The organism is Bacillus sp. 7884-1 (genome assembly GCF_002272245.1).
Taxonomy (GTDB): Bacteria; Bacillota; Bacilli; order Bacillales; family Cytobacillaceae; genus Neobacillus.
Genome location: NZ_NPDD01000022.1, coordinates 60,831 through 85,899 on the forward strand (window position 1 = coordinate 60,831; position 25,069 = coordinate 85,899).

19 protein-coding genes, 3 pseudogenes and 1 riboswitch are annotated in these 25,069 nt (G+C 38.2%); of the genes and pseudogenes, 17 read left to right on the plus strand and 5 right to left on the minus strand.

The window, feature by feature from the left end; translation table 11 throughout:
* Positions 1-2: 2 nt before the first annotated feature.
* Positions 3-794, minus strand: coding sequence for a YqhG family protein (locus CHI06_RS03845; RefSeq protein WP_095247103.1), 792 nt, complete (start codon positions 792-794; stop codon positions 3-5).
* Positions 772-2,460: a DEAD/DEAH box helicase gene (locus CHI06_RS03850; RefSeq protein WP_095247104.1), complete on the minus strand. Its 1,689-nt coding sequence runs from the start codon at positions 2,458-2,460 to the stop codon at positions 772-774. Before CHI06_RS03850 ends, CHI06_RS03845 begins: the two co-directional genes overlap by 23 nt.
* 155 nt (positions 2,461-2,615) lie before the next feature.
* Positions 2,616-2,704, plus strand: a riboswitch (glycine riboswitch).
* A 195-nt stretch (positions 2,705-2,899) separates the two neighbouring features.
* Between CHI06_RS03850 and gcvT the strand changes: the two genes are divergently transcribed.
* From gcvT to gcvPB, 3 genes are read left to right on the plus strand one after another with little or no spacing between them, the layout of a single operon-like run.
* Positions 2,900-4,003, plus strand: coding sequence for a glycine cleavage system aminomethyltransferase GcvT (gene gcvT, locus CHI06_RS03855; protein WP_095247105.1), 1,104 nt, complete (start codon positions 2,900-2,902; stop codon positions 4,001-4,003).
* 20 nt (positions 4,004-4,023) lie between these two features.
* Positions 4,024-5,370, plus strand: a complete 1,347-nt coding sequence (gene gcvPA / locus CHI06_RS03860) for an aminomethyl-transferring glycine dehydrogenase subunit GcvPA (protein WP_095247106.1) — start codon at positions 4,024-4,026, stop codon at positions 5,368-5,370.
* Positions 5,363-6,823 (plus strand): aminomethyl-transferring glycine dehydrogenase subunit GcvPB, encoded by a 1,461-nt coding sequence (gene gcvPB, locus CHI06_RS03865; RefSeq protein ID WP_095247107.1) that lies wholly within the window; start codon positions 5,363-5,365, stop codon positions 6,821-6,823. Before gcvPA ends, gcvPB begins: the two co-directional genes overlap by 8 nt.
* 92 nt (positions 6,824-6,915) lie before the next feature.
* On the opposite strand, the gene CHI06_RS03870 is transcribed toward gcvPB, so the two are convergent.
* Entirely contained in the window at positions 6,916-7,299 is a 384-nt protein-coding gene (locus CHI06_RS03870; protein ID WP_095247108.1) for a rhodanese-like domain-containing protein, read from the minus strand.
* Between the two features lie 183 nt (positions 7,300-7,482).
* On the opposite strand from CHI06_RS03870, the gene CHI06_RS03875 reads away from it, so the two are divergent.
* Entirely contained in the window at positions 7,483-8,319 is an 837-nt protein-coding gene (locus CHI06_RS03875; protein WP_095247109.1) for a lipoate--protein ligase family protein, read from the plus strand.
* Between the two features lie 42 nt (positions 8,320-8,361).
* Here the strand turns inward: CHI06_RS03875 and CHI06_RS03880 are convergent, their stop codons facing one another.
* Positions 8,362-8,841: an SRPBCC family protein gene (locus CHI06_RS03880; protein WP_095247110.1), complete on the minus strand. Its 480-nt coding sequence runs from the start codon at positions 8,839-8,841 to the stop codon at positions 8,362-8,364.
* Between the two features lie 389 nt (positions 8,842-9,230).
* Here CHI06_RS03880 and CHI06_RS03885 point away from each other — a divergent pair.
* From CHI06_RS03885 to CHI06_RS03905, 5 genes and pseudogenes are all read left to right on the plus strand, one after another.
* Positions 9,231-10,670: pseudogene (locus tag CHI06_RS03885) on the plus strand (vitamin B12-dependent ribonucleotide reductase); the annotation flags it as partial.
* Positions 10,671-10,846: 176 nt separating this feature from the next.
* Positions 10,847-11,362 (plus strand): annotated as a pseudogene (locus tag CHI06_RS03890) (vitamin B12-dependent ribonucleotide reductase); the annotation flags it as partial.
* 300 nt (positions 11,363-11,662) lie between these two features.
* Positions 11,663-12,256: pseudogene (locus tag CHI06_RS03895) on the plus strand (hypothetical protein); the annotation flags it as partial.
* A gap of 58 nt (positions 12,257-12,314) precedes the next feature.
* A complete protein-coding gene (locus tag CHI06_RS30360) occupies positions 12,315-12,437 on the plus strand; it encodes a hypothetical protein (RefSeq protein WP_257009156.1) in 123 nt (40 codons plus the stop codon).
* Between the two features lie 497 nt (positions 12,438-12,934).
* The gene (locus CHI06_RS03905; RefSeq protein WP_095247113.1) at positions 12,935-13,132 is read left to right on the plus strand and encodes an HNH endonuclease; all 198 of its coding nucleotides are present in this window, start codon (positions 12,935-12,937) and stop codon (positions 13,130-13,132) included.
* A gap of 253 nt (positions 13,133-13,385) precedes the next feature.
* Here the strand turns inward: CHI06_RS03905 and CHI06_RS03910 are convergent, their stop codons facing one another.
* Complete coding sequence (locus tag CHI06_RS03910) at positions 13,386-14,579, minus strand: chromate transporter (RefSeq protein ID WP_095247114.1); 1,194 nt, start codon at positions 14,577-14,579, stop codon at positions 13,386-13,388.
* A gap of 282 nt (positions 14,580-14,861) precedes the next feature.
* Between CHI06_RS03910 and CHI06_RS03915 the strand changes: the two genes are divergently transcribed.
* From CHI06_RS03915 to CHI06_RS03950, 8 genes are all read left to right on the plus strand, one after another.
* Positions 14,862-15,677 (plus strand): hypothetical protein, encoded by an 816-nt coding sequence (locus tag CHI06_RS03915; protein ID WP_095247115.1) that lies wholly within the window; start codon positions 14,862-14,864, stop codon positions 15,675-15,677.
* Between the two features lie 164 nt (positions 15,678-15,841).
* The gene (locus CHI06_RS03920) at positions 15,842-16,576 is read left to right on the plus strand and encodes an urease accessory protein UreH domain-containing protein (RefSeq protein ID WP_095247116.1); all 735 of its coding nucleotides are present in this window, start codon (positions 15,842-15,844) and stop codon (positions 16,574-16,576) included.
* A 160-nt stretch (positions 16,577-16,736) separates the two neighbouring features.
* Positions 16,737-16,943, plus strand: a complete 207-nt coding sequence (gene copZ, locus CHI06_RS03925; RefSeq protein WP_095247117.1) for a copper chaperone CopZ — start codon at positions 16,737-16,739, stop codon at positions 16,941-16,943.
* Between the two features lie 84 nt (positions 16,944-17,027).
* The gene (locus CHI06_RS03930) at positions 17,028-19,442 is read left to right on the plus strand and encodes a heavy metal translocating P-type ATPase (protein WP_095247118.1); all 2,415 of its coding nucleotides are present in this window, start codon (positions 17,028-17,030) and stop codon (positions 19,440-19,442) included.
* A 113-nt stretch (positions 19,443-19,555) separates the two neighbouring features.
* Positions 19,556-20,242 carry a response regulator transcription factor gene (locus tag CHI06_RS03935; RefSeq protein WP_095247119.1) on the plus strand — a complete coding sequence of 229 codons (687 nt, stop codon included), beginning with the start codon at positions 19,556-19,558 and terminating at the stop codon, positions 20,240-20,242.
* Entirely contained in the window at positions 20,243-21,610 is a 1,368-nt protein-coding gene (locus CHI06_RS03940; protein ID WP_095247120.1) for a HAMP domain-containing sensor histidine kinase, read from the plus strand.
* Between the two features lie 104 nt (positions 21,611-21,714).
* Entirely contained in the window at positions 21,715-22,428 is a 714-nt protein-coding gene (locus CHI06_RS03945; RefSeq protein ID WP_095247121.1) for a hypothetical protein, read from the plus strand.
* Positions 22,429-22,520: 92 nt separating this feature from the next.
* On the plus strand, positions 22,521-24,950 hold the full coding sequence (locus tag CHI06_RS03950) for a heavy metal translocating P-type ATPase (RefSeq protein WP_095247122.1): 2,430 nt from the start codon (positions 22,521-22,523) through the stop codon (positions 24,948-24,950).
* Positions 24,951-25,069 lie beyond the last annotated feature (119 nt).

Genomic DNA, 25,069 nt, shown 5'->3' on the forward strand with positions numbered 1-25,069 from the left:
TATTAAACAGCCTTATCGGTTAAATAAAACAATCCGCCGTTAATAAACGATATGTTTATTTTTGGTTCATACTGTTCCTGTAAAGCCCTTTTCTCTGTTTCGTAACTTTCATTTTCTTCTTCTGCATCCTCATAAAAATGGTGTAGAAGCTGCAAATCCTTCTCCCAACGCATCCTGGCATCCTCTGCCCAAGAATGATCATCTTCTTCAATTACTGCTTTGAGATAATTTTCAATCCGCGATAAACCGCTTTTCGGTTTTACAAGTGGAGATAACGTAAACGAATAATCTGGTATTTTCGGTGTAAGCTGAACATTCTGCAAACGATTATGGAAATCCTCTACCATTTGTCCATTTATGAGCTGCAAACCGATTGATTTAAAAATATCCCGTTTCCGATCGCATTGATACGATATCTTAACATTCATACACAACCAAGGCATTAATGGAGTTTGTTGATTGTTATTCTGGTGATTCTCATAAAGCCTGATGTAGCTCGAAAGTTTTTTAGTTGATTGAAATATTTGATGCAGTCTTGGAGACCCGAAATGAATCGTTTCTCCTTTTATATTTTCAGGTGCAATCTGTGGATTCGTAATAAAAGTAAGCTTCATTGGATTTGGAATCCCGCCTGTTTTTTCTAAATAATGCCAATAAAAAGGTCTATTCATTAATTCCTTATCGAGCTCGATAGATAACTGAACAGTTAAGTATCCAGGACCATTTTCTGATATTTCACATTCATTAGCCTGAAAGTAGCGTATGAGAAAGTTATGAATTTCCAGCTGCTGCATGTGAATCCTCCTTCTGCATATCTTTTGCCAAATCAATCATCGATGTAAGATTTTCCATCTTAATCCGCATTTCACCTTCGGAGCAGGATTGTCCAAATATATCAATTAAATGATCTTCAATACTTCCAAAGTCTAGCTTCGTTAAGATATCGTCTAAGTCACCTATTACTTTTTCAAATAGTTCAATTTTTTCATATAGAAGCTTTAATATATGTTCTTCAACCGTGTTCTGGATTGCAAAATTATAAATCATTACGTCCTTTTCTTGGCCAAGACGATGAATCCTTCCAATTCTTTGTTCAAGCCTCATTGGATTCCAGGGTAAATCGAAATTAATAATATGATTACAGAATTGAAGGTTGATTCCCTCTCCGCCAGCTTCAGTTGCTATGAGGACTTGTGCATGCTTTTGAAATAGCTCACGCATCCAGTCTTTTTTGCCGCGCTTAAAACCGCCTCGGAAGGGAACAGATGATATACCATTTTGTTTTAAATACCATTGCAGGTACATTTGGGTCGCTCTATATTCGGTAAAAATTATTACCTTATCATCGATTTTTTGAATTAACTCCAATGCCTTTTCTGCTTTTGAGTTTGTTGTAACTGCTTCTACCTTTGAAATTAAATATTGAATTTGATCTTCGAATGCCTTTGTTGGATTTTCCTTTTTTTGCAGCATATTTTTAAGTGTATAAAATACGGACTCCCTGCTGCTACAAGCTTCCCGCTGTAAGGTCATCACCGAGAAAGCACTTGTATGAACCCAATCACCTTCACTTTTTAATTCAGTGATGGCTTCATACAATTCTTTCTCTTGAGTTGAAAATTCAATCGGAATCGTTTCCACCTGTCTTTTAGTCCATTCAATCCCTGTATCGGCACGCCGGTTTCGTATCATTACCTTATTTACCAGCTCTTTCAAATGCTCATTGTCATTTAATGAGCGGGCATCCCGCTTGTATTTTTCATAAAATGCTGTTTCACTGCCTAAATGTCCTGGTTTTAATAGGGAAACAAGGTTAAAGATTTCTTCAATACGATTTTGAATCGGTGTTGCAGTGAGAAGCAGACAAAACTTCTTTTTAAGATTTTGAACAAACTCATAGTTTTTAGTCTTATTGTTCTTAAGTTTGTGAGCCTCATCAATAATGATTAAATCGTAATCTTGTTTATAAATGATATCACGATGCGGGTCCCGTTTAGCTGTATCAATGGAAGAGACCACTACATCGCATTGCTCCCATACATAGCTTTTCCTTTGAGAAACAGCGGGAATAAAAAACTTACTATTTAATTCATAGGACCATTGGGTTACTAGCGAAGCAGGAACGAGAATTAATACTTTTTTAACGAGTCCGCGAATCATGTATTCTTTTAAAATAAGTCCGGCTTCAATTGTTTTTCCAAGCCCCACTTCATCAGCAAGAATAGCTTTTCCATTCATGTTTTCAATTACCTGCTTTGCGGTTTCGAGCTGATGAGGCAGCGGGGTAAGATTAGGCAGATGACTTGGTGCTTGTAAGCCTTCAAAATCAGGGATTATCAGATGCTTTTCAACTCCAACTGCAAGCTTAAAAAGCTCCCAATTTCCCCATGGGCCATCGTTTTCAATCCTATGTAAAAACTCATCCTGCCAAGAGGAATCAAATTCTATTTGAACTGTCATGTTTTCAGCTCCCTTTTGCAGAAAAATTTATTGCTCAATATTATGCTTTAATGGTAGGATGTAAATAGCTTTGAAAGTTTAAAATATTGTAATAAAATAATTTTTTTCAGATGTATATTTTAGTATGACCCGATTATGAAATTATTATAATGCGGATGATGACAAGGGGAGAGACTACTGATGTAGCGCCGAAGGAGCAAGCACAATGTGTGAATCTCTCAGGCAAAAGAACTCTTGTTTGACGCAGCTCTGGAGAGTGCTGACTAAAGGGCAGCCACCAAAGGGGAAAGCCGATCATAGGTAAACTTTCAGGTGCAAGGACAGAGACCTTCTTTTGCGTAAAAGGGAGGTTTCTGTCCTTTTTTGTTGTTTATGCGCTCAAGGATTTGACAAAGGTAACAACGTATGAAAAACATCTTTGATTAAAGGGGGATTATTGATGACTGAATTAAAACGCACACCACTATTCGACGTGTATAAGGAATATGGCGGGAAAACGATTGATTTTGGAGGCTGGGAGCTGCCTGTTCAATTCTCAAGCATCAAGGAAGAACATGAAGCCGTCCGCACAAAGGCTGGTTTATTTGATGTTTCGCATATGGGGGAAATTGAGGTAAAGGGACCAGACAGCATAAATTACTTGCAAAAGATGTTAACAAATGACATTTCAAAAATTAAAAATGGCGGAGCACAATACAATGCAATGTGCTATGAAAATGGCGGCACTGTTGACGACCTGCTAGTTTATAAAATAGAAGACAATCATTATTTACTTGTTGTGAATGCCTCGAATATTGAGAAGGATTTCAAATGGCTTGAAGACCATTTAGAGGGCAATGTTTCGATAGATAATTTATCTGAAAAAATGGCTCAATTGGCGCTGCAAGGCCCACTCTCTGAAAAAGTACTTCAAAAGCTAGCAGGTGATAGCAATTTAAGTGAAATTGGCTTCTTTAAGTTCCAACAGGAAGTGAAAATTAATGGAAAGAACGCACTGGTTTCACGAACTGGGTATACAGGTGAAGACGGCTTTGAAATATATTGCGATGCATCAGATGCTGTAGAACTTTGGCAGGCAATTTTATCTGCTGGTGAAGAGGATGGCGTGGTTCCATGCGGACTAGGCTCTCGGGATACACTTCGCTTTGAGGCAACTTTAGCTCTCTATGGCCAAGAATTGTCTCCTGAAATCACTCCATTAGAAGCTGGAATTGGCTTTGCTGTTAAGTTGAACAAAGAAGCAGATTTTATCGGTAAGGAAGTACTTAAACAGCAAAAAGATACCGGGGCGGCTAGAAAGTTAGCAGGAATTGAAATGATTGATCGCGGTATACCTCGTCATGGATACCCAGTATATAAAGGTGAAGAGCTAATTGGTGAGGTTACAACTGGAACTCAATCACCATCCTTGAAAAAGAATATTGGACTTGTCCTTATTAAAAGTGAACATGCAGGTATAGATTCTGAAATTGACGTGGAAATTCGCGGAAAACGCCTAAAGGCGAAAGTAGTCCCAACACCTTTTTATAAACGAGAAAAGTAAACACGAGGGGAGATTAGGTTATGAAACATCGCTATTTACCTATGACAGAAGAAGATAAAAAGGCAATGCTTGAAACAATTGGCGTTAGTTCCGTTGATGAATTATTCAGCGATATACCAGAAAAAGTAAGATTTAAAGGTGAATTAAACATTAAGGCAGCAAAGTCAGAGACTGCTTTGATGAAAGAGCTTTTTAATATGGCTTCTCGTAATGCCGATTTAAAAAGAAATGTCTCCTTTTTAGGAGCAGGGGTTTATGACCATTACATGCCAGTCATTGTTGACCATGTTATTTCCCGCTCTGAATTTTATACAGCTTATACACCATATCAGCCAGAAATCTCTCAAGGAGAGCTACAAGCTATTTTTGAATTCCAGACGATGATCTGTGAATTAACAGGCATGGATGTTGCGAACTCTTCTATGTATGATGGCGGTACAGCTTTAGCTGAAGCAGCAATGCTAAGTGCTGGTCATACAAAACGTAAAAAAATCCTTGTTTCTGGTGCCGTTCACCCTGAATCAAAGGAAGTCCTTAAAACGTATGCAAAAGGACAGTATCTTGAAGTGATTGAAGTTCCAGTAGATAACGGGGTAACAGATATTGAAGCCTTAAAAGGTTTGGCAAATGAGGAGATTGCAGCTGTGATTGTTCAGTATCCAAACTTCTTTGGCCGAATTGAACCTTTAGAGGAACTGGAAGAAATCATTCATGCTAACAAGTCACTGTTTGTTGTTTCAAGCAATCCGCTATCACTAGGAGTACTAACACCTCCAGGGAAGTTTGGAGCAGATATTGTTATTGGTGATGCACAGCCGTTTGGTATCCCTACAGCGTTTGGCGGACCACACTGCGGATATTTTGCGGTAACTACTAAGTTAATGCGTAAAGTTCCAGGTCGTCTAGTCGGCCAGACAAAAGATGATCAGGGACGCCGCGGTTTTGTACTAACACTTCAAGCCCGTGAACAGCATATCCGTCGTGATAAGGCGACTTCTAATATTTGTTCAAACCAAGCATTAAATGCCCTGGCAGCCTCAGTAGCGATGACAGCACTAGGTAAAAAAGGTGTTCGTGAAATTGCCGCTGCTAACCTGCAAAAAGCTCACTATGCGAAAACTGCATTTAAAGAAGCTGGTTTTGAAGTCATCCATGATGGTTACTCGTTTAACGAATTTGTTGTTAAATTAAACAAACCAGTAAAAGAAATTAATCAAGAGCTGTTGCGAAAAGGAATGATTGGCGGGTACGATTTAGGCCGTGATTATCCTGAGCTCGTAAATCATATGCTCGTTGCGGTTACAGAACAAAGATCGAAGGAAGAAATTGATACTTTTGTGAAAGAAGTGGGGGATTTACATGCATAACCAAGACCAGGCACTCATTTTTGAACTTAGTACACCAGGAAGAATTGGATTCAGCCTCCCTGAAATGGATGTTCCTGAATTAGAAGTTAGCAGCCTTCTTCCAGAAGGGTATTTGCGCGAAGAAGAGCCAGAGCTGCCTGAGGTTTCTGAGCTTGATATTATGCGTCATTATACCGCCCTTTCACGGAGAAATCATGGAGTCGATTCTGGTTTTTATCCATTAGGCTCCTGCACAATGAAATATAACCCAAAAATTAATGAAAATGTAGCGCGTTTCAATGGATTTGCTCACGTCCACCCGCTTCAGGACGAAAGCTCTGTCCAAGGTGCTCTTGAGTTGTTATATGATTTGCAGCAGCATTTAATTGAAATCACGGGAATGGATGAAGTGACACTACAGCCAGCAGCTGGTGCACATGGTGAATGGACTGGATTAATGATGATTCGTGCTTACCATGAAGCAAATGGTGATCTAAAGCGTACAAAGGTTATTGTTCCGGATTCAGCACATGGAACAAATCCAGCTTCGGCAACGGTAGCAGGCCTTGAAACGATTACGGTTAAATCAAATGAGTATGGTTTAGTTGACCTTGACGATTTAAGAAGAGTGGTTGGCGAAGATACAGCGGCCTTAATGTTGACCAACCCGAATACACTTGGTCTTTTTGAAGAAAATATCGTTGAAATGGCTGAGATTGTTCACGCTGCAGGCGGTAAGCTCTATTATGATGGTGCAAACTTAAATGCGGTTCTATCTAAAGCTAGACCGGGAGATATGGGATTTGATGTCGTTCACTTGAATCTTCATAAAACATTCACCGGTCCACATGGCGGCGGTGGTCCTGGTTCAGGTCCAGTTGGTGTAAAAACAGACCTAATTCCTTTCCTTCCGAAGCCAGTAATAGCAAAACGTGGTGAAGAGTATGTGTTTGATTATGACCGTCCGCAATCTATCGGCCGTGTGAAGCCTTTCTATGGTAACTTTGGAATTAATGTACGTGCATATACCTACATTCGTTCAATGGGTCCTGACGGCTTAAAGGCGGTAACAGAGTATGCAGTATTAAATGCAAATTATATGATGAGAAGACTTGCTGAGTATTATGATCTTCCGTTTGATAAGCATTGCAAACATGAATTTGTACTAAGTGGAAGAAGACAGAAAAAATTAGGTGTTCGTACTTTGGATATTGCAAAACGACTACTCGATTTTGGCTACCATCCGCCAACCATCTACTTCCCATTAAATGTTGAAGAATGTATCATGATCGAGCCAACTGAAACAGAATCGAAAGAAACACTAGATTCTTTCGTTGATATCATGATTCAAATTGCGAAAGAGGTTGAGGAGAATCCAGAAATCGTCCAAGAAGCACCGCACACAACCGTTGTTGGGCGTATGGACGAAGCAACCGCTGCTCGTAAACCAATTCTTAGATATCAAAAGGCTTAAATATAGAAGGGCCAGACTCTGACAACAGAATCTGGCCCCTTTTCTATTCACAAAATAAAAAGACTTCCGCATAAAAGGAAGTCTTCATTGGCTTATTTTTTTACTTTTACTTTACCAGACCATTTTTTAAACCCACCTTGAAGCTGGGTTAGGTCTTTGTAACCTTTACGGTGTAGAAATTGTGCTGCACGGGCACTGCGCATTCCGTTTTGGTCATATAAATAAACAGGTAAATCTGGGCGAAGCTCCTGCATTCGTGTTCTTATTTGCGAAATTGGAATATTACGGGCTCCTAAAATATGACCTGCCTGGAAATCGTTCGGTTCACGAACATCGATTAGCTGTGCCTTTCTATAACCGGCACGAAACTCCTCTTCTGTTACCGTTTTAACAATCCTTTTTTGATAAAAATAGGTGAAAACGGAATAAGCTATAACTGCTACAATGATGATTAATAGAGGTATAAGTGAATTCAATTTCTTTTTGCTCCTTTCAAGCTTTGGTACACTATGTTTTATTATATAAGTCAAACGTGCAAAGATAAAGAATAAACGACAAAATATTTCTTCTTCATTATACCAAAAACTTCTCGTTTTGAATTCATATCAGATTTTGGTAGACTAAAACAAGAGTAAACTACATAAAGATGAGGTTTTTAAATGGATAAAGAGGTATGGCGTTTTATAGATTCTGGAAATTGTTCCCCATCATTTAACATGGCGTTGGATGAGGCTTTGCTTGATTGGCATAGTGAAGGAAAAATCCCGCCTGTTATCAGATTTTATGGATGGGAACCTGCGACTCTATCCATAGGATATTTCCAAAAGGTTGATAAGGAGATCGACTTGGAGGCAGTAAAAGCCCATGGATTAGGGTTTGTAAGAAGGCCTACTGGCGGCCGTGGTGTTCTGCATGAGCATGAGCTGACTTACAGTGTCATTGTTTCTGAGGATCACTCAGAGATGCCTAAAACGGTAACAGAGGCTTATCGTGTTATTTCAGAAGGTATCTTAAAAGGATTCCATCAACTTGGATTAGAAGCATACTTTGCAGTTCCAAAAACAGACGAAGAGCGGAGTGCACTGAAGGATCCGCGCTCAGCAGTTTGCTTCGATGCCCCAAGCTGGTATGAACTCGTGGTAGAAGGTCGTAAGGTCGCAGGAAGTGCACAGACAAGGCAAAAGGGAGTCATCCTACAACATGGTTCGATACTATTAGATTTAGATGAAGATAAGCTGTTCAGTTTATTTAAATATCCAAACGAGAGAGTAAAGGAACGGATGAAATCTTCTTTTAAAAATAAAGCAGTTGCTATTAATGAAATTAGTTCTAGAAGAATTAGTTTAGAGGAAGCGAAAGAAGCTTTTTATAAAGGCTTTGCAGATGGGCTTAATATCGAACTTGAATCCTATCAATTAACAGAAGAAGAACTAGCTTACGTTAATAAAATCGCAAAAGACCGATATGAAAATGATGAATGGAACTTCAAAAGATAAAATAAGACAGGCGAACCCATTTATGAGGTTCGCCTGTTTTTGTTATTGTTTGGTGACTTTTTGAATTTCCTTTACATATCTTTCATACCAGATTTTCCATTCTTCCTTACGTTCAATAGTCCGGCCATCCAGCAATGCTTCTATGACATCCAAACAGACATGCCAACCGGCAAGGTCTCTCGGAGTATGGTCAGTTATGGTATGTATTTTTTCAATGAACTTTAGTAAGCAGCCCTCAGATTCCTCGGACAATTCGAACCTGACTGTGTCTACCCACCAGGAGAATTCCAAAACAGAATTTATTTTTAATTCTAGGATAGAAAGCTCATCAAAGGTACCATCCCCCATGTCAAACTTAATAACCCCGCCTTCACGAAGCTCATCTACTCGTAGCTCTGAAAACCATTTTGGCAGTTTCTCGTTATCGGTTAAATAAGACCATACCTCCTCTACAGGATGGTTAAGATGGCGTTCATAAATGGCAAAATGGCCATTGTCCACTTTTTCAATACGTGCTATCATCTGGACTTTCCTCCTTTAAATAAATCTCTTATTAAGTATACCTTTTTTAATATTCTTGATAATCACTTTATCTCCTTCTTTACCAGGTATTTTCATGTAATTAAAAAGAGCAACCTGCGAAATTTGTTAAATTTTCCTGTTTTTTGCCGAAATATAAAAGATATCTTATCTTTTCTCCTGTTTCTAGTTTATTTTGAGTTTGACAAACAAGTGTTTTTCTGCCTGAACACAATATGTAGTATTGTCGAAAATATTTTCGGTACTATATATTGATTTGTGCGTCCTATCTGTGTTAATTTATTTATATTAAGTCAACTAGAAATACAAGATATAGTCTTGCATACTAGGATTTCACACAAGATATAGAATTTTTTGAAGGAGTTGTTCTCATGTCTGTAGTTTTTAGACAAAAAATGAATATTGATTTTGAAAGGTTGAATGAGGATATCCACTTATTCCCCCAAGTGCACCCGGTTACCCCAGATATGAAAATAACTCATAAGGGTGTTTCTCGATTGGTCATGTTGGACCGTTACACCTTTAAAGACACTGCAAAAATAACCCTAACAAATGGCGACTTTGTTGTTCTCACGATTAAGGAAGATCCAAAATTCCCAGCACGCGGACTTGGATACATCATGGAAATAGATTGGGAAAGTAAAAAAGCAAAGGTTTTAGTGGAAGAGGAATTCAGAAATGTTCTTGATGACCCTGTTGAAAGCGAAACAGGAGCGATTTGGCGGTCTCTAGATGTAATTGAAAAGCCTCTGGAACTGTTTTATGAACAAATTGCTAAGCGAAATGCAACCGGGCTTGCCTCTGTTGAAGAAACAGAAGAGAATCGAATTGAGTGGTTTGAAAAGTTTTACAATGAGCTTGTTTCGATGAACTTCATTCCTGCAGGTCGTGTGCTTTATGGAGCAGGAGCAGAAACTGACGTTACATTTTTTAACTGCTATGTAATGCCGTTCGTTCCAGACTCACGTGAAGGCATTTCTGATCACCGTAAGCAAGTTATGGAAATCATGAGCCGTGGCGGCGGTGTAGGAACAAATGGATCAACATTACGACCTCGAAACACCTTGGCAAGAGGCGTGAATGGAAAATCATCTGGTTCGGTATCGTGGTTAGATGATATTGCGAAATTAACGCATTTGGTTGAACAAGGTGGGTCAAGACGCGGAGCTCAGATGATAATGTTGGCCGACTGGCATCCAGACGTTATTGAATTTATTATTTCAAAAATGCAAAACCCTAGAATTCTACGGTTTTTAATAGAAAATACAAGTGATGAAACAATTAAGAAACATGCTAAGGACAAACTTAAATTCACTCCATTAACTGCACAGGAAAAGGCAATGTATCAGGGAATTGTTAATTATAAACATATTCCAGGTACTGGTGGTTTTGGTGAAGAAATCATTGCTGAGGCTGAAGAGAAGCTTCAAACTGGTGGTAACTACACCGTTCATAATTCGGAATTCTTAACAGGAGCGAACATCTCAATATGTTTAACGAAGGAATTTATGGACGCGGTTGAAAAAGATAGTGAGTATGAGCTTCGTTTCCCATATGTTGAACATTATAGTAAAGAGGAAATGAAAATTTACAATGAAGAATGGCATAATGTTGGAGACGTACGCGAATGGGAGAGACTCGGTCACAAAGTACGGATTTATAAGAAAATCAAAGCAAAAGAACTTTGGAATCTAATTAACATTTGTGCAACTTACTCAGCAGAACCAGGAATATTTTTCATCGATAATGCCAACGACATGACAAATGCAAAAGCATATGGTCAACAAGTCGTGGCAACAAATCCGTGTGGTAAAGTGCTTGCCTCACGTTAAAAACTCGACCTAATTGACTTGGAACCTGACCACGTAAAGGTGAAGGCAACAGGGCGGAACCCAATAGGGACCGTGAGAGACTAAAGCGGTTGAGCCAGTATTTCGATACTGTAAGCGATAGTCCAATCCTCTTAGAAATAAGAGAGCGAGAATTGGAGCAGCCTCTCGCACCATTTTCTGTTTGTAACCTTGCTGCTGTTAACCTAGCTGAAATGGCTGATAAGGAAACAAAAACAGTTGATTTTGAAAAGTTAAAGAAGACTGTAGCAATAGGCGTTAGAATGCAAGATAACGTTATTAATGCTACACCATATTTCCTTGAAGAAAATAAGAAGCAGGCTCTAGGTGAGCGCCGCGTAGGTCTTGGTGTAATGGGCTTACACGATATGCTTATTTACTGTGAAACAGTGTACGGTTCAGAACAAGGAAATAAACTTGTGGATCAAGTTTTTGAAGTAATTGCAACCACAGCTTACAAAACTTCAGTAGAATTAGCCAAGGAAAAGGGAAGCTTCCCATTCTTAAATGGTGAAACACGCGAAGAAACAAATCGTTTACGACAAGCATTCATCGATACAGGATATATGAAAAAAATGCCTGAAGATGTCCGTCAATCTATACTAGAAAATGGAATAAGAAATTCACATTTGCTAACTGTTGCTCCAACGGGTAAAATAATTGCCCCCAGTGTTCGTAAGAGCGCTGCGTAAACTTAGCTATATGCGGGAAACCCTGGCGTATCTCTTACTACCTTTGTCTTGCCAACAAGTAATTAGGTAAAAATGTAAGAGTGTTGGCTTAATAGCCTACCAGACAATCCGCAGGGAAGTCGTGGCTGACCCTTCAACGACTATACGCTGAGCAACCATATATATTATGGTTGATGATAGAGTCTGACCCATATTGCGAGATATGGAGCGGGTACTAATATTCCCGCCCTCTATAATGATTTATAGAGAGTAACAAAAGTGAGTACTGGAACAATGGTTGGCGTTTCAACTGGATTAGAACCTTATTTCTCATTCTCTTATTTCCGAAGTGGACGACTAGGAAAATTTATCGAAGTTAAGGCTGATATCGTTCAAGAATACCTAGATAGTCACCCAGAAGCAGATGTTGATAATCTTCCAAACTGGTTTGTTGCAGCAATGGAACTGGCACCAGAAGCACATGCTGATGTTCAATGTATCATTCAACGATGGATTGACAGTTCTATTAGTAAAACGGTTAATGCCCCACAAGGGTATAGTGTTGAACAAGTTGAAAAAGTATATGAGCGCCTATACAAGGGCGGAGCTAAGGGTGGTACTGTATACGTAGATGGATCACGTGATTCACAAGTCCTGACCCTTAAAGCAGAGGAAAACGAGATTCCAACATTCAAAGAAAAAACGAAACAGCACGTGGTACTTGTTGATACCATTAATGACCTTCGTTCAACAGATGTGACCATAGGTTCTGAAATAGGCAACACATGCCCAGTCTGCCGCAAAGGACAAGTAAAAGAAATCGGCGGCTGTAATACATGTTCAAACTGTGGTACACAGCTAAAGTGTGGTTTATAAAAAGATAAAACGAGGATGCCTCTTAGGGTATCCTCGTTTTTTTATTCTTACAGAAGGAATGCAAAAGCAAAAAAATCTTGTTGCGAAATTTGTAAGAACGTTTGTTCTGTTGTATAATAAAAGAAAACAGGGCGGCGATTCCAATGATAAAGGAATGTCTAAATTGTGGGGAGCACATTAAGGTTAAACCAAGTCATTTTGAAAGAAAAAAGTTTTGCTCTCGTGACTGCAAAACTCTTTATCAAAAAAAGAATCCACCTGATTTCTGAAAGACACTTTCTAAAAAAGCAAAAATTAGGTGTGATTTTTGTGATACAGAAATGAATAGGAAGCCATCCGCAATTTTAATAAAAATTTCTGTAATTTGAAATGTAAACAATTATATCAGTTAAAATACGGTCACTTAATAAACCAGCACCTAGTAAATCAAGTAGGAAAAATTTGCATTAATTGTGGAAAGAGCTTAGTGTTCCTAAAAATAGAGAGCATTCAGCTAAATATTGTTCTAAGGGATGTCTTGGAAAAGAGAATGGTATAAGAGGGAAAGTATTATATAAAAAGAGAATCTTGATTTCATGTGAAAAATGTGGAACCGAATTTGAAAAGAAACCTTCTACCATACGTAAATTAAATTTTTGTTCTACTACTTGTATGGGTGATTATTATAGGGAAAGTTAGATGTTTACAGGCGAGAATAGTGGAACTTGGAACGGTGGAGATATTGACTACTACGGACCTAACTGTCTACATCAAAGAAGATTAGCTAGAAAACGAGATCAATTTACTTGCCAAGATTGCGGAAGTACAGAGAAGGACTATGGGAAAGAACTCTCTGTTCATCATATAATCCCTTTCCGCAAATATGAAGATTTTTAGAGTGTAATAAATTTGAGTACTGGGTGGTTGGGGTATCCGCAAAATTAGAACCTTATTTCTTATTCATTTATTTCCGAAGTAGACATTTAGGGGAATTTATTGAAATGAGGCTAATATCGTTCAAGAATACCTAGATAAAAAAAGTAAAAGAAATTGGCAGCTGTAATACATGTTCTAACAGTGTTCACAGCTTAAGTGTGGTCCATATAAACAAAAAACGAGGATGTCCTTTATTTGGGGCATCCTCATTTTTCTACAATAATTGTCCGATTAAATTAAGTAAGTATCCTCCAATAATTCCTGTAACCACAATCACCCAAGGTGGCAGTTTCCAATAGGACAGCATGCTGAACAATAGGGCTGCGAAAGCAAAATCAATTGGTGCAATTATAGAACTAGTCCATATCGGATCATAAAAGGCAGAAATTAATATACCCACAACGGCTGCGTTTACCCCCATTAATGCACCTTTTATTTTTGGATTATGGCTTAAGCTTTCCCAAAAAGGTAATGTACCCAAAACCAGTAAAAACGCGGGGAGAAAAATTGCAATGGTTGCAAGCAATCCGCCTACCCAGCCATCCATTATTGCACCTATATATGCAGCAAAGGTAAACAACGGTCCAGGTACAGCTTGTGCTGCTCCATATCCTGCGAGGAAGGCTTCTTTACTAAGCCATCCATTCGTAACAAATTCACGTTCCAATAACGGTAAAACCACATGCCCGCCGCCAAAGACCAGCGAGCCAGACCGATAAAAGCTATCAAACATCGCCACCCAGCTAGAAGTAGTCAACTCTCTTAAAATAGGAAGGACAATTAATAATCCGAAAAATAAACCTAAACAAATGAATGCAAATCTTCGAGAAAGTGGGACCTGAATAGTAGAGGGGAACTCTTCCCTTTGCCCCTTATAGATAATAAAACCAGCAACAGCTGCGATTAGGATTACACTTACCTGTGTATATGCTGTTTGCCATAACAAGGTAAATATTAAAACGAGTAAGGCAATTAATTTACGGGATAAATCAGGCGTTAACTTTTGTGCCATCCCCCATATAGCATGAGCCACAACGGCAACTGCTACAATTTTTAATCCGTGAATCCATCCAGCATTTCCTATATCCATTCCCTTAAGAATTAGGGCAAAAAGGATCACTATAACAACTGATGGCGTTGTAAAACCAACAAATGCTAGAATTCCACCTAACAAACCGCCACGCATAACGCCAATCCCAATTCCAACCTGACTACTGGCCGGACCAGGTAAAAACTGGCACAGAGCTACAAGATTGGCGTATGCTTGTTCATCCAGCCATTTTCTTCTGCGAACATACTCATCATGAAAATATCCTAAATGTGCTATGGGTCCGCCAAATGAAGTTAATCCAAGTTTTGCTGAAACGATTAGAATTTCAAGTAGTAAAGAAAGTTTACTTTGTTTCATAAATCCCCCTTTTAAGCTACAGGTGTATTAAGATAAGTTTATCTGTTTGTTTCGAAATAATCATTTAAAATGGCCTCCATAGAATGTTAAAAATATGTAAATCCCTCTTTACATACTATACCGGGGTATAATATAATCTTTTTACTAGATAATTTACAACATTATCATGTTAGTTAATTTGCCTAAATTTAAAAAGAAAATTGTCAAGAAACGTGCAATCGATTAGCACGCTCTATTTTTCAAAAAAATATACCCTATATGGGTATTAAGGAGTGAGATTAAGTGAAAAAATGGGCTATTACTGCACTTGTATACTTGTTAGTTGTGGTAGGGGGGTATTATGTCTATGCTTCTTTTGCGGAAATCGAATTTCATAATGAGACTAAGGCACCACACAATAAAGAGGCAGAGTCCTCCCATGGTCAGGAGCATGAAGAAAATGGCGATAACCACAATAGTGAAAGTGAGGTCATTCCTACTCTTCAAGTTGAAAATGGAGAATTGATTATTACCTTAACAGATTTGGCGGGAAATCCTGTATCAGAATTAGAGGTGAATCACGAAAAGCTGCTGCATTTGATTGTTGTCAGCACAGATTTAAAAGAGTATCAGCATTTACATCCTCAAACAAACGAGCCTGGAGTCTTCAAAGTAGCTCATTCATTACAAGCAGGGGAGTATAAAGCGTTTGTTGATATTAAACCAACAGGCAAGACCTATGAGGTTGCACCTATTTCATTCATGGTAGGAGAAAACCATAATGAACATGAGGAAGATTCTCTAACCGTTGACACCGAATTAACAAAGGAAGCTGGCGGTCATACAGTAAAACTGCTTCCAAGTTCATTAAAAGTAAATGAGGACATTCAACTTACATTTGATTTAGGAGGAGATACCCCAGAGCAGTATCTAGGGGCATTGGGACATGTCGTAATTCTTGATCAAAAAGGCGATAATTATATTCACGTTCACCCACTAGAAGGAAATGAGCCTGTGTTTGCTACAAAATTTACAGAACCAGGGGTTTATAAGATATGGGCAGAGTTTAAGTTTAGTGGCCAAGTATTCGTATATCCGTACGTTGTAGAAATTAAATAGACTCTAGAAAGCATCGGTACTTCCCGATGCTTTTCTGTTTTGATAATTGTCCCAGAAATGTCAAAAACTCTTCATACGTTCTTCATAAAATGCGACTACTATTGTTATAGTATTAACTTAGTAAAGCAGTCCTTTTTATCATCCAATAAAAATAAGGTGATTCTATGTACAATCTCATGAGTCAATTTAGTTCATTTGTAAGCAAACCGTTTTTTATCATCGCCAACAACTTGGAATCTTGGCCATTCGTTTTTGCCTTACTATTAGGAATAGTGGGAGCTCTGGCACCCTGTCAGCTTACTGGAAATATCAGCGCATTAACGCTTTATGGTAACCGCTCCTTTCAACAGAAAATTGTGTGGAAGGATGTTCTCTTTTTTACATTAGGAAAAGTGGTTGCTTTCTCTTTATTAGGAGGACTTGTATGGATATTAGGAAGAGAAATTCAAGAAAGCCTAATTTCATATTTTCCTTGGGTTCGCAAAATAATGGGACCATTACTTATCATTGTTGGGTTATATATGATTGGATTAATAAAACTAGAAGGAACAATCAAATTATTTAAAAGGACTAAAGAGTACAAACGGGAAACACCATTTGGTTCCTTTATGTTAGGGTTCAGTTTTTCACTGGCTTTTTGTCCAACTATGTTTATCCTATTCTTTGTTACCTTAATGCCGATTGTTTTGTCCAGCACATACGGGTTTATCCTGCCTTCTGTATTTGCATTAGGAACAGCTTTGCCGGTAATCCTTTTTATTTTGATTATTTGGTACTTAGGCGGGGGAGGAGTACTGCTGAAAAAGGGAAGAAAGTTTGGGACTTCCATACAAAGAGTTTCAGGAATATTGATTATACTATTAGGAATATTTGACTCCCTTACCTATTGGTCTCTGTAACTCGTGGATAAAAATACGGATGAATGAACAAAATGTGAAAGTTGGAAAAAACGTATAAAAAACACTTTACATAGGGTAGGGGGGTATGGTTAAATGAAGTTAGAACATAACCTCTTTTACAAGGTTAAATTAGTGTTAATTAAGAAAGGATGAATATACAATGGAAAAGATTACTTTAAACGTACAAGGAATGTCATGCGATCACTGTGTAAAAGCAGTTGAAGGCAGTGTTGGTGAACTAAACGGAGTAAGCTCTGTTAAAGTTAACTTAAAGGCTAATACAGTAGATGTGGAATATAACAACCAAGAGGTAACATTAGATAAAATCAAAGAAACAATTGATGATCAAGGTTACGACGTAGAGTAAAAATAGGAAAAGACACGTGCTAGTGAATAGCACGTTCTTTTTAAAACAAAATATACCCATATGGGGTATAAGGGAGTGGATTCTATGTCTCAAGTTTTAAAAGAAACCAATTTGCAAATTTCCGGAATGACTTGTGCTGCTTGTGCCTTAAGGATAGAAAAGGGTTTAAATAAATTAGAAGGTGTAGAAACAGCAACCGTTAATCTTGCATTAGAAAGATCTGCTATAAAATATGATCCACAAAAACTAAAGGTCGAAGATATTGAAAAAAAAATTAGAGACCTTGGTTATGACGTGGTTACCGAAAAAGCAGAATTTGATATTACCGGGATGACTTGTGCGGCATGCTCAACGAGAATAGAGAAGGGTTTGAATAAATTAGATGGGGTCGTTAAGGCGAATGTGAATCTGGCACTTGAAAAAGCTACGTTGGAATACAACGGGTCTGTCTTAACACCAAGTGACATTATTAATAAGGTTGAAAAGCTTGGTTATGGGGCTCGTGTGAAGGAGAATGTAAAAGAAACAAGTGACCATCGTCAAAAGGAGATTAGTAAGCAAACGGGCAAATTTATTTTTTCAGCTATTCTCTCCCTTCCGTTATTATGGGCAATGGTTGGACATTTTTCTTTTACATCCTTTATTTGGGTTCCTGAAGCTTTTATGAATCCATGGGTACAACTGGCTTTGGCTACACCCGTTCAGTTTATAATTGGTTCCCAGTTTTACATTGGAGCCTATAAAGCTCTCAAAAATAAAAGTGCTAATATGGATGTACTGGTTGCCCTCGGGACATCAGCAGCCTATTTTTATAGTCTCTATTTATCGATTATGTCCCTTATGGAAGAAGCACATGGTGTTGAGCTTTATTATGAAACAAGTTCCATATTAATTACCTTAATTATCTTAGGGAAGCTTTTTGAGGCAAAAGCTAAAGGTCGATCCTCTGAAGCGATTAAGAAATTAATGGGACTTCAAGCTAAGACGGCGACAGTTGAAAGAGATGGGCAAGAACTGGTAATTCCACTTGAAGAGGTTGTTGTAGGAGATATCTTATATATAAAACCGGGCGAAAAAATACCTGTTGATGGAAAAATCATCGAAGGAAATTCAGCCATTGATGAGTCCATGCTTACTGGTGAAAGTGTCCCTGTAGATAAGACAATTGGTGATGAGACAATAGGTGCCACACTTAACAAAAACGGCTTTTTAAAAGTGGAAGCTAAAAAGGTTGGAAAAGATACTGCCTTAGCACAAATTATTAAAGTAGTGGAAGAAGCACAAGGATCTAAGGCTCCCATTCAAAGACTAGCAGATAAAATTTCTGGAGTATTCGTACCAATCGTGGTTGGTATCGCGTTTCTTACTTTTATTATTTGGTTTGTATGGGTAGCTCCTGGGGATTTTGCGGAAAGCTTAGAAAAAATGATAGCCGTCCTTGTTATTGCCTGCCCATGTGCACTAGGACTGGCAACTCCAACATCAATCATGGCTGGCTCAGGCCGGTCTGCAGAATTTGGAATTCTGTTTAAGGGTGGGGAACATTTAGAAATGACCCACCGAATTACCACTGTTGTATTGGATAAAACCGGAACAGTAACAAACGGTACCCCTGTTTTAACGGATGTCATCACAACCGAAATGTTTGAAGAGGAAGAATTTCTATCCTTGATTGGCTCGGCTGAAAAGCAATCGGAGCACCCCTTAGCACAAGCGATAGTCCAGGGTATTAAGGAAAAAGGAATTCACTTTAAAGATGTTACTGAATTCGAAGCCATTCCTGGTTTTGGAATCAAAGCTGTGGTTGATGGGAAAGAATTATTAATTGGTACAAGGAAATTAATGAATAAGTACAACGTGGAGGCAGCTTCTGCTTTTGAAAAAATGAATGAATTAGAAAGGGCAGGAAAGACAGCGATGCTTACAGCCATAAACGGACAATTTGCAGGTACCGTTGCTGTTGCTGATACGATTAAGGAAACATCAAAAAGTGCCATCAAGCGACTGAAAGACATGGGGCTGGAAGTCATTATGATTACGGGTGATAATCAGCAGACTGCCTTAGCAATCGCAAAACAGGCTGGAATTGAAAATGTGATTGCTGAAGTCCTTCCGGAGGGCAAGGCATCTGAAATTAAGCAATTACAGGCGCAAGGCAAGAAAGTAGCAATGGTGGGTGATGGAATTAACGATGCTCCGGCGTTGGCAGTTGCTGATATTGGGATGGCGATAGGAACCGGAACAGATGTGGCAATGGAAGCAGCTGACATTACCCTTATTCGCGGGGATTTAAATAGTATTGCAGATGCAATTTTCATGAGTAAGAAGACTATTACGAACATAAAGCAAAACCTTTTCTGGGCACTTGCCTATAATTCACTGGGAATACCATTTGCAGCACTCGGTTTCTTAGCCCCTTGGCTTGCCGGCGCAGCTATGGCTTTCAGTTCTGTATCCGTTGTCCTTAACGCATTACGATTACAAAAAGTAAAACTATAGTGAACTACAAAAGGGCTGACACATAATTGTCAGCCTTTTTCACATTTTTCACTATCTTTAACTATTATACTTATTTTACAAGGAATCAAATTTAATAAGCCGGGTGAGATCGTATGAATCATATTTTACTAATTGAAGACGAGGAAAGTGTTTCAACTGTCATAAAAGGTTATTTAGAAAAAGAAGGTTATACCGTTCATTGTGCAGCCACTGGTTTAAAAGGGTTGGATCTTTTAAAAATAGCGGATTTTAAATTAATTATATTGGATTTAATGCTGCCTGATATTAGCGGAGAAGAAGTTTGCAAGATTATTCGGCAATCATCTGATGTGCATATCTTTATGCTGACAGCAAAAGGCTCATTAAATGACAAAATAGAGGGATTAAATATCGGGGCTGATGAGTATTTAATAAAACCATTCAGCCCAAGAGAATTAACTGCAAGAGTAAATGCTTTATTTAGGAGAATAAGCTCCAAATTTCCTTCTTCCAAGGTTATTTTTGACGACGGTTATTTAACGATTGATTGTGATAAAAGAACAGTCCAAATTTTGAAGCAAGAGGTCCCTTTTACACCTAATGAGTTTGATATTATTTGTGCACTTGTTTCAGCAAAAGGAAGTGTGTTATCGAGAGAACAGCTGATTGATAAAATCTTCGGCGTAGATTTTAGCGGCTATGATCGGACCATTGATGTGCATATAAAAAATATTCGTAAAAAGATAGAAATAGACACGAAGAACCCCAAATTTGTCCTTACGGTTATGAAAGCAGGATATAAGTTTGGTGGTGAGAAGTAAGTGCAATCAATCAGCAGAAGATTAAGCATTTTATTGGTATTATCAGCGGTGGCGGCCATCCTGCTGGTTACTATTTTTGTTAATATGACTGTTTCCAATAAATTTAACGAATACATGATTGAAATCCAGAACAAGAGGTATGAAAGAATTGTTTCCTATTTTGAAGAAGCCTATAAAAGGGAAGGTAAATGGTCCTCAGATACAGGTGTAGAATTAATGCATGAGGCATATATGGGAAATTATTGTTTGACACTGTTAGATAGCAGCAAACAGGCAGTCTGGGGAATGGATCCTGAGGACTTACAAACTCAAATCCATATCGGAGAAATGCCAGGGCATGAAAGTGGTGTTTATACTACAAAAACGTTTGAGATTAAAGAGAATGGTAAAATAGTTGGGTTTATCGATATCGGACAATATTCGTCTGTGCTTCTAACAGAAGAAGATTTAACCTTTAAATCTTCCATAAACAAAAGCATTATAGCCAGTGGTACCCTTGCTCTAATTATCATCATTAGCTTGAGTCTGTATTTTTCAAAACAATTTTCTACTCCAATTCGAGCGGTGGCAAAAATGTCTGTCAGTCTATCTCAAGGAAACTTTGATACGGTATCGAATATAAAAAGTAATATTGCAGAGTTAGAGGATTTAAGAAAAAGTGTGAATATCCTTGCAGGAAAATTAAAGTACCAGGACACTCTCAGAAAAAGATTAGTATCAGATATAACGCATGAGATTAGAACGCCTTTAAACGTGTTACAAAATAATCTTGAGGCAATGATTGATGGTGTAATTCCTGTAACAAATGAGGGATTAAATTATTTAAATGAGGAAGTCATTCGATTTGGGAATTTAATAAATGACTTAAATTTGTTAAAAGAGTTTGAATCAGAAAGTATCAAACTTAATTATGAAACTATTTTACTTGATCATTTGATTTCAGAGATTTGTAAGGATTTCTATAGGGCTGCTGAAAATAATAATAGTATGATTCAATATGAAATTGCCCCTGATGAATATCAAATCATAGCAGATAAGGACAAAATGAAACAAGTAATTATAAACATATTATCAAACGCACTTAAATTTTCTGAAAGTAATGGTAAGATTTCGATTAAACTTTATAAAGAAAAAAACTTCATTATTATGGAAGTGATAGATAACGGCATTGGTATTAAGCAAGAAGATTTACCATTTATTTTTGAAAGGCTTTATAGAGGAGATAAGAGTAGGAGTCAAATTGAAGGAAATGGTATTGGTTTAACGATTGTTAAGAATATCCTTGAGCTTCACAATGCGATGATTGAGGTAGAGAGTGAAGAAGGATTAGGAACTACAGTGAGGGTCTATTTTAATTCAACAAATTAACGCAAATCTGTGACCGAAATTTGACACTCTTATTTTCTTCATACTGTCTTCATAACACTTCACTATTCTAATGTTGTAAGCATTACACATTAGGAGTTGTAGAGATGAAAAAGAAAATAGTCACCTTGCTAGTTTCGAGCGCAATATTAGTAGCCTTCACGGGTTGCAGCAGACCAGTAACAGGAGATAAAGAGGCAGATAATGCTCTTTTTGCCTTTAATAAAATTGTAAAGGCATATCCTGATAAAAAAGGGTTCCATGAAGCTCTAAAACATTGGGGCTTTGAGCTGTCAACAGGTGAAAAGTTTGAATGGAGTAAAGATATGTCAGCTAATAAGGCAGATTTTGCTATGGTTATGCTGGCGGATCCTCTTGTAGAAGCAGGACTAGATATTAGTAAGCTTGATGAAAACGAATGGCTTTATGAACCAGCTGCTAAGGACGATAAAGGGAATGATTTACCTAATCGTCTTATTAAACCCTACAATGTATCAGATAAGAAACAAGCTTCTAATGGGTCTGAAGATTCCATGAGAAGACTCTTAAAGGCTGATACAGACAATGTGAAGTATCATAAGGATGTACAACATTTTGGTCTTAGCCTTGGAGAAGGTTACCAAGTTCAGTGGACAGAAAAGCTTGGTACAAATAATGCCGATATGATCTTTGTGTTAAATGCGGAGCCCCTTGTAGAAGCAGGAATAGATATCAATAGACTGGAAGACAGCGGTTGGGTCTTTAAAGAAGCAAGTGATGATGATATGGGAATGGGAGCAAGTCCAGATCAAATCGTTAAAATCTATGATATTAAAAAATAATAAATAAACCACCCCTGATATCTTGGGTGGTTATCATATTTGATAGAAAAGATTGAGGTGAGTAGGTTGGAACAGAGTCTAAAATAGGTGGAATGACCTGTGCAGCTTGTGCCAAACGAATTGAAAAAGTAACAAAAAAGCTTGAGGGAGTTCAAGATTCGAGCGTGAATTATGTAACCGAGAAATTAAGCATTCAATATGATGAATCCGTCGTATCACTCCCAGCTATTCGTGCAACGATTGAGAAGGCAGGGTATGAGGCCATTATTGAGTCGGCAAAGAGGGTACTGCAAATAGAAGGCATGACCTGTGCAGCCTGTGCGAAAAGAATTGAAAAGGTAACTAGTAAGCTTGATGGAGTGCTGGAATCAAGTGTAAATTATGCAACCGAAAAATTATCAATAGGCTTTGAGCCTTCTAAGGTGAGAGTTTCAGATATTAAACAAGCAATCGAGAAGGCAGGATATAAAGCAATAGAAGAGGAAACGACAGTTGATAGTGATAAAGAGAGAAAAGAAAAAGAAATCAAGCTGCTATGGAAGAAGTTTGTGATTTCTGCTGTATTTACCGTGCCGCTGCTTGTAATCACAATGGGTCATATGTTTTTTGAACCGCTTGGTTTTAAACTTCCAGCGATTATTGATCCAATGGTGAATCCACTTTACTTTGGCTTAATTCAATTATTATTGGTACTTCCAGTGTTATTTGCTGGCAATAAGTTCTTTACGGTTGGCTTTAGCTCTCTGATTAGTAGAAGCCCCAATATGGACTCTTTAATTGCTATGGGTACTTCTGCAGCATTCCTTTACGGAATCTTTGCTATCTTCCAGATATATGGCGGGAACATCGATTATGCCTACGATTTATATTTTGAAGCGGCCGGCGTTATTATAACCTTAATCCTGCTAGGTAAATATTTAGAAGCCGTTACAAAAGGAAAGACCTCTGAGGCAATAAAGAAACTAATGGGACTAGCCCCTAAAACAGCGATGATTATTCGTAATGGTAAAGAAGTAGAAATGGCAATCGAAGAAGTAGAAGTTGGTGATATCATTGTTGTTAAACCAGGAGAAAAAATGCCTGTAGATGGTGAAGTAATCGAAGGGATGACTTCTGTTGATGAATCAATGCTGACTGGTGAAAGTATGCCAGTAGAAAAAAATATAGGCGATGCAATTATCGGAGCAAGTATCAATAAAAATGGATTGATCAAATATAAGGCTACTAGAGTTGGAAAAGATACTGCTTTAGCACAGATTATTAAACTAGTAGAAGATGCGCAAGGTTCAAAGGCTCCGATTGCAAAGATGGCAGATATTATTTCTGGATATTTTGTTCCTGTGGTAATTGGGATCGCAATTGCGGGAGCGTTGGCTTGGTATTTCTTTGCAGGTGAAACGGGAGTATTCTCTTTAACCATTTTTATATCTGTTCTTGTTATCGCTTGCCCGTGTGCTTTAGGATTGGCAACCCCAACAGCTATTATGGTAGGTACAGGAAAAGGTGCTGAATATGGGGTACTAATTAAAAGCGGTGTTGCCTTAGAGACTGCTCACAAAATTAAAACCATTGTCTTTGATAAGACTGGGACAATTACTGAGGGCAAACCAAAGGTTACGGATGTTGTTGTGACGAGTGAAATTACGGAGGAATACCTGCTTCAATTGGCTGCTTCTGCTGAAAAAGGATCAGAGCATCCATTAGGGGAAGCAATTGTGAAAGATGCTGAGGAAAGAGGTATAGAATTTAAAAACTTAGACTTCTTCAAAGCAATTCCTGGTCATGGAATTGAGGTTAAAATGGATGGTAAGAACATTTTACTCGGAAATCGAAAGCTTATGGTTGAAAGGGAGATTTCGCTAAAAGACCTAGAGGTTACATCTGATAGGCTTGCTGGCGAGGGTAAAACTCCAATGTATGTGGCAATAGATGGTCGTATGGCTGGAATTATCGCAGTAGCAGATACTGTTAAAGAAAATAGTAAAAAAGCAATTGAACAGCTTCATAAGATGGGCATTGAAGTTGCCATGATTACTGGCGATAACAGAAGGACGGCAGAAGCGATAGCAAAACAGGTTGGGATTGACAGAGTGTTAGCGGAGGTCCTGCCAGAAGACAAGGCAAACGAGGTTAAAAAGATTCAAGCAGAAGGTAGTAAAGTAGCGATGGTGGGCGATGGTATAAACGATGCTCCTGCGCTTGCACAGGCAGATATCGGAATTGCAATTGGTTCTGGTACAGATGTTGCAATGGAATCTGCAGATATTGTTCTTATGAGAAGTGACCTAATGGATGTACCAACTGCCATCCAATTAAGTAAAAAAACAATCTCAAACATAAAACAAAACTTATTTTGGGCATTTGGTTACAACACATTAGGAATACCAATAGCGATGGGAGTACTCTACTTATTTGGAGGACCGCTGTTAAACCCAATCATCGCAGCCGCTGCCATGAGTTTAAGCTCCGTTTCAGTATTATTAAATGCATTAAGATTAAAAGGCTTTAAACCAGCTAGATAAGGCAGTTGAATTAATTTAGAGTGGCAGGGAACTTTAATCACTGCCATTTTTTTAATATAGTCTGTGTTAAAGGTAAATGTTGATATTAGAACGTTGATTTGTGCGGAAGGCGCGAGACT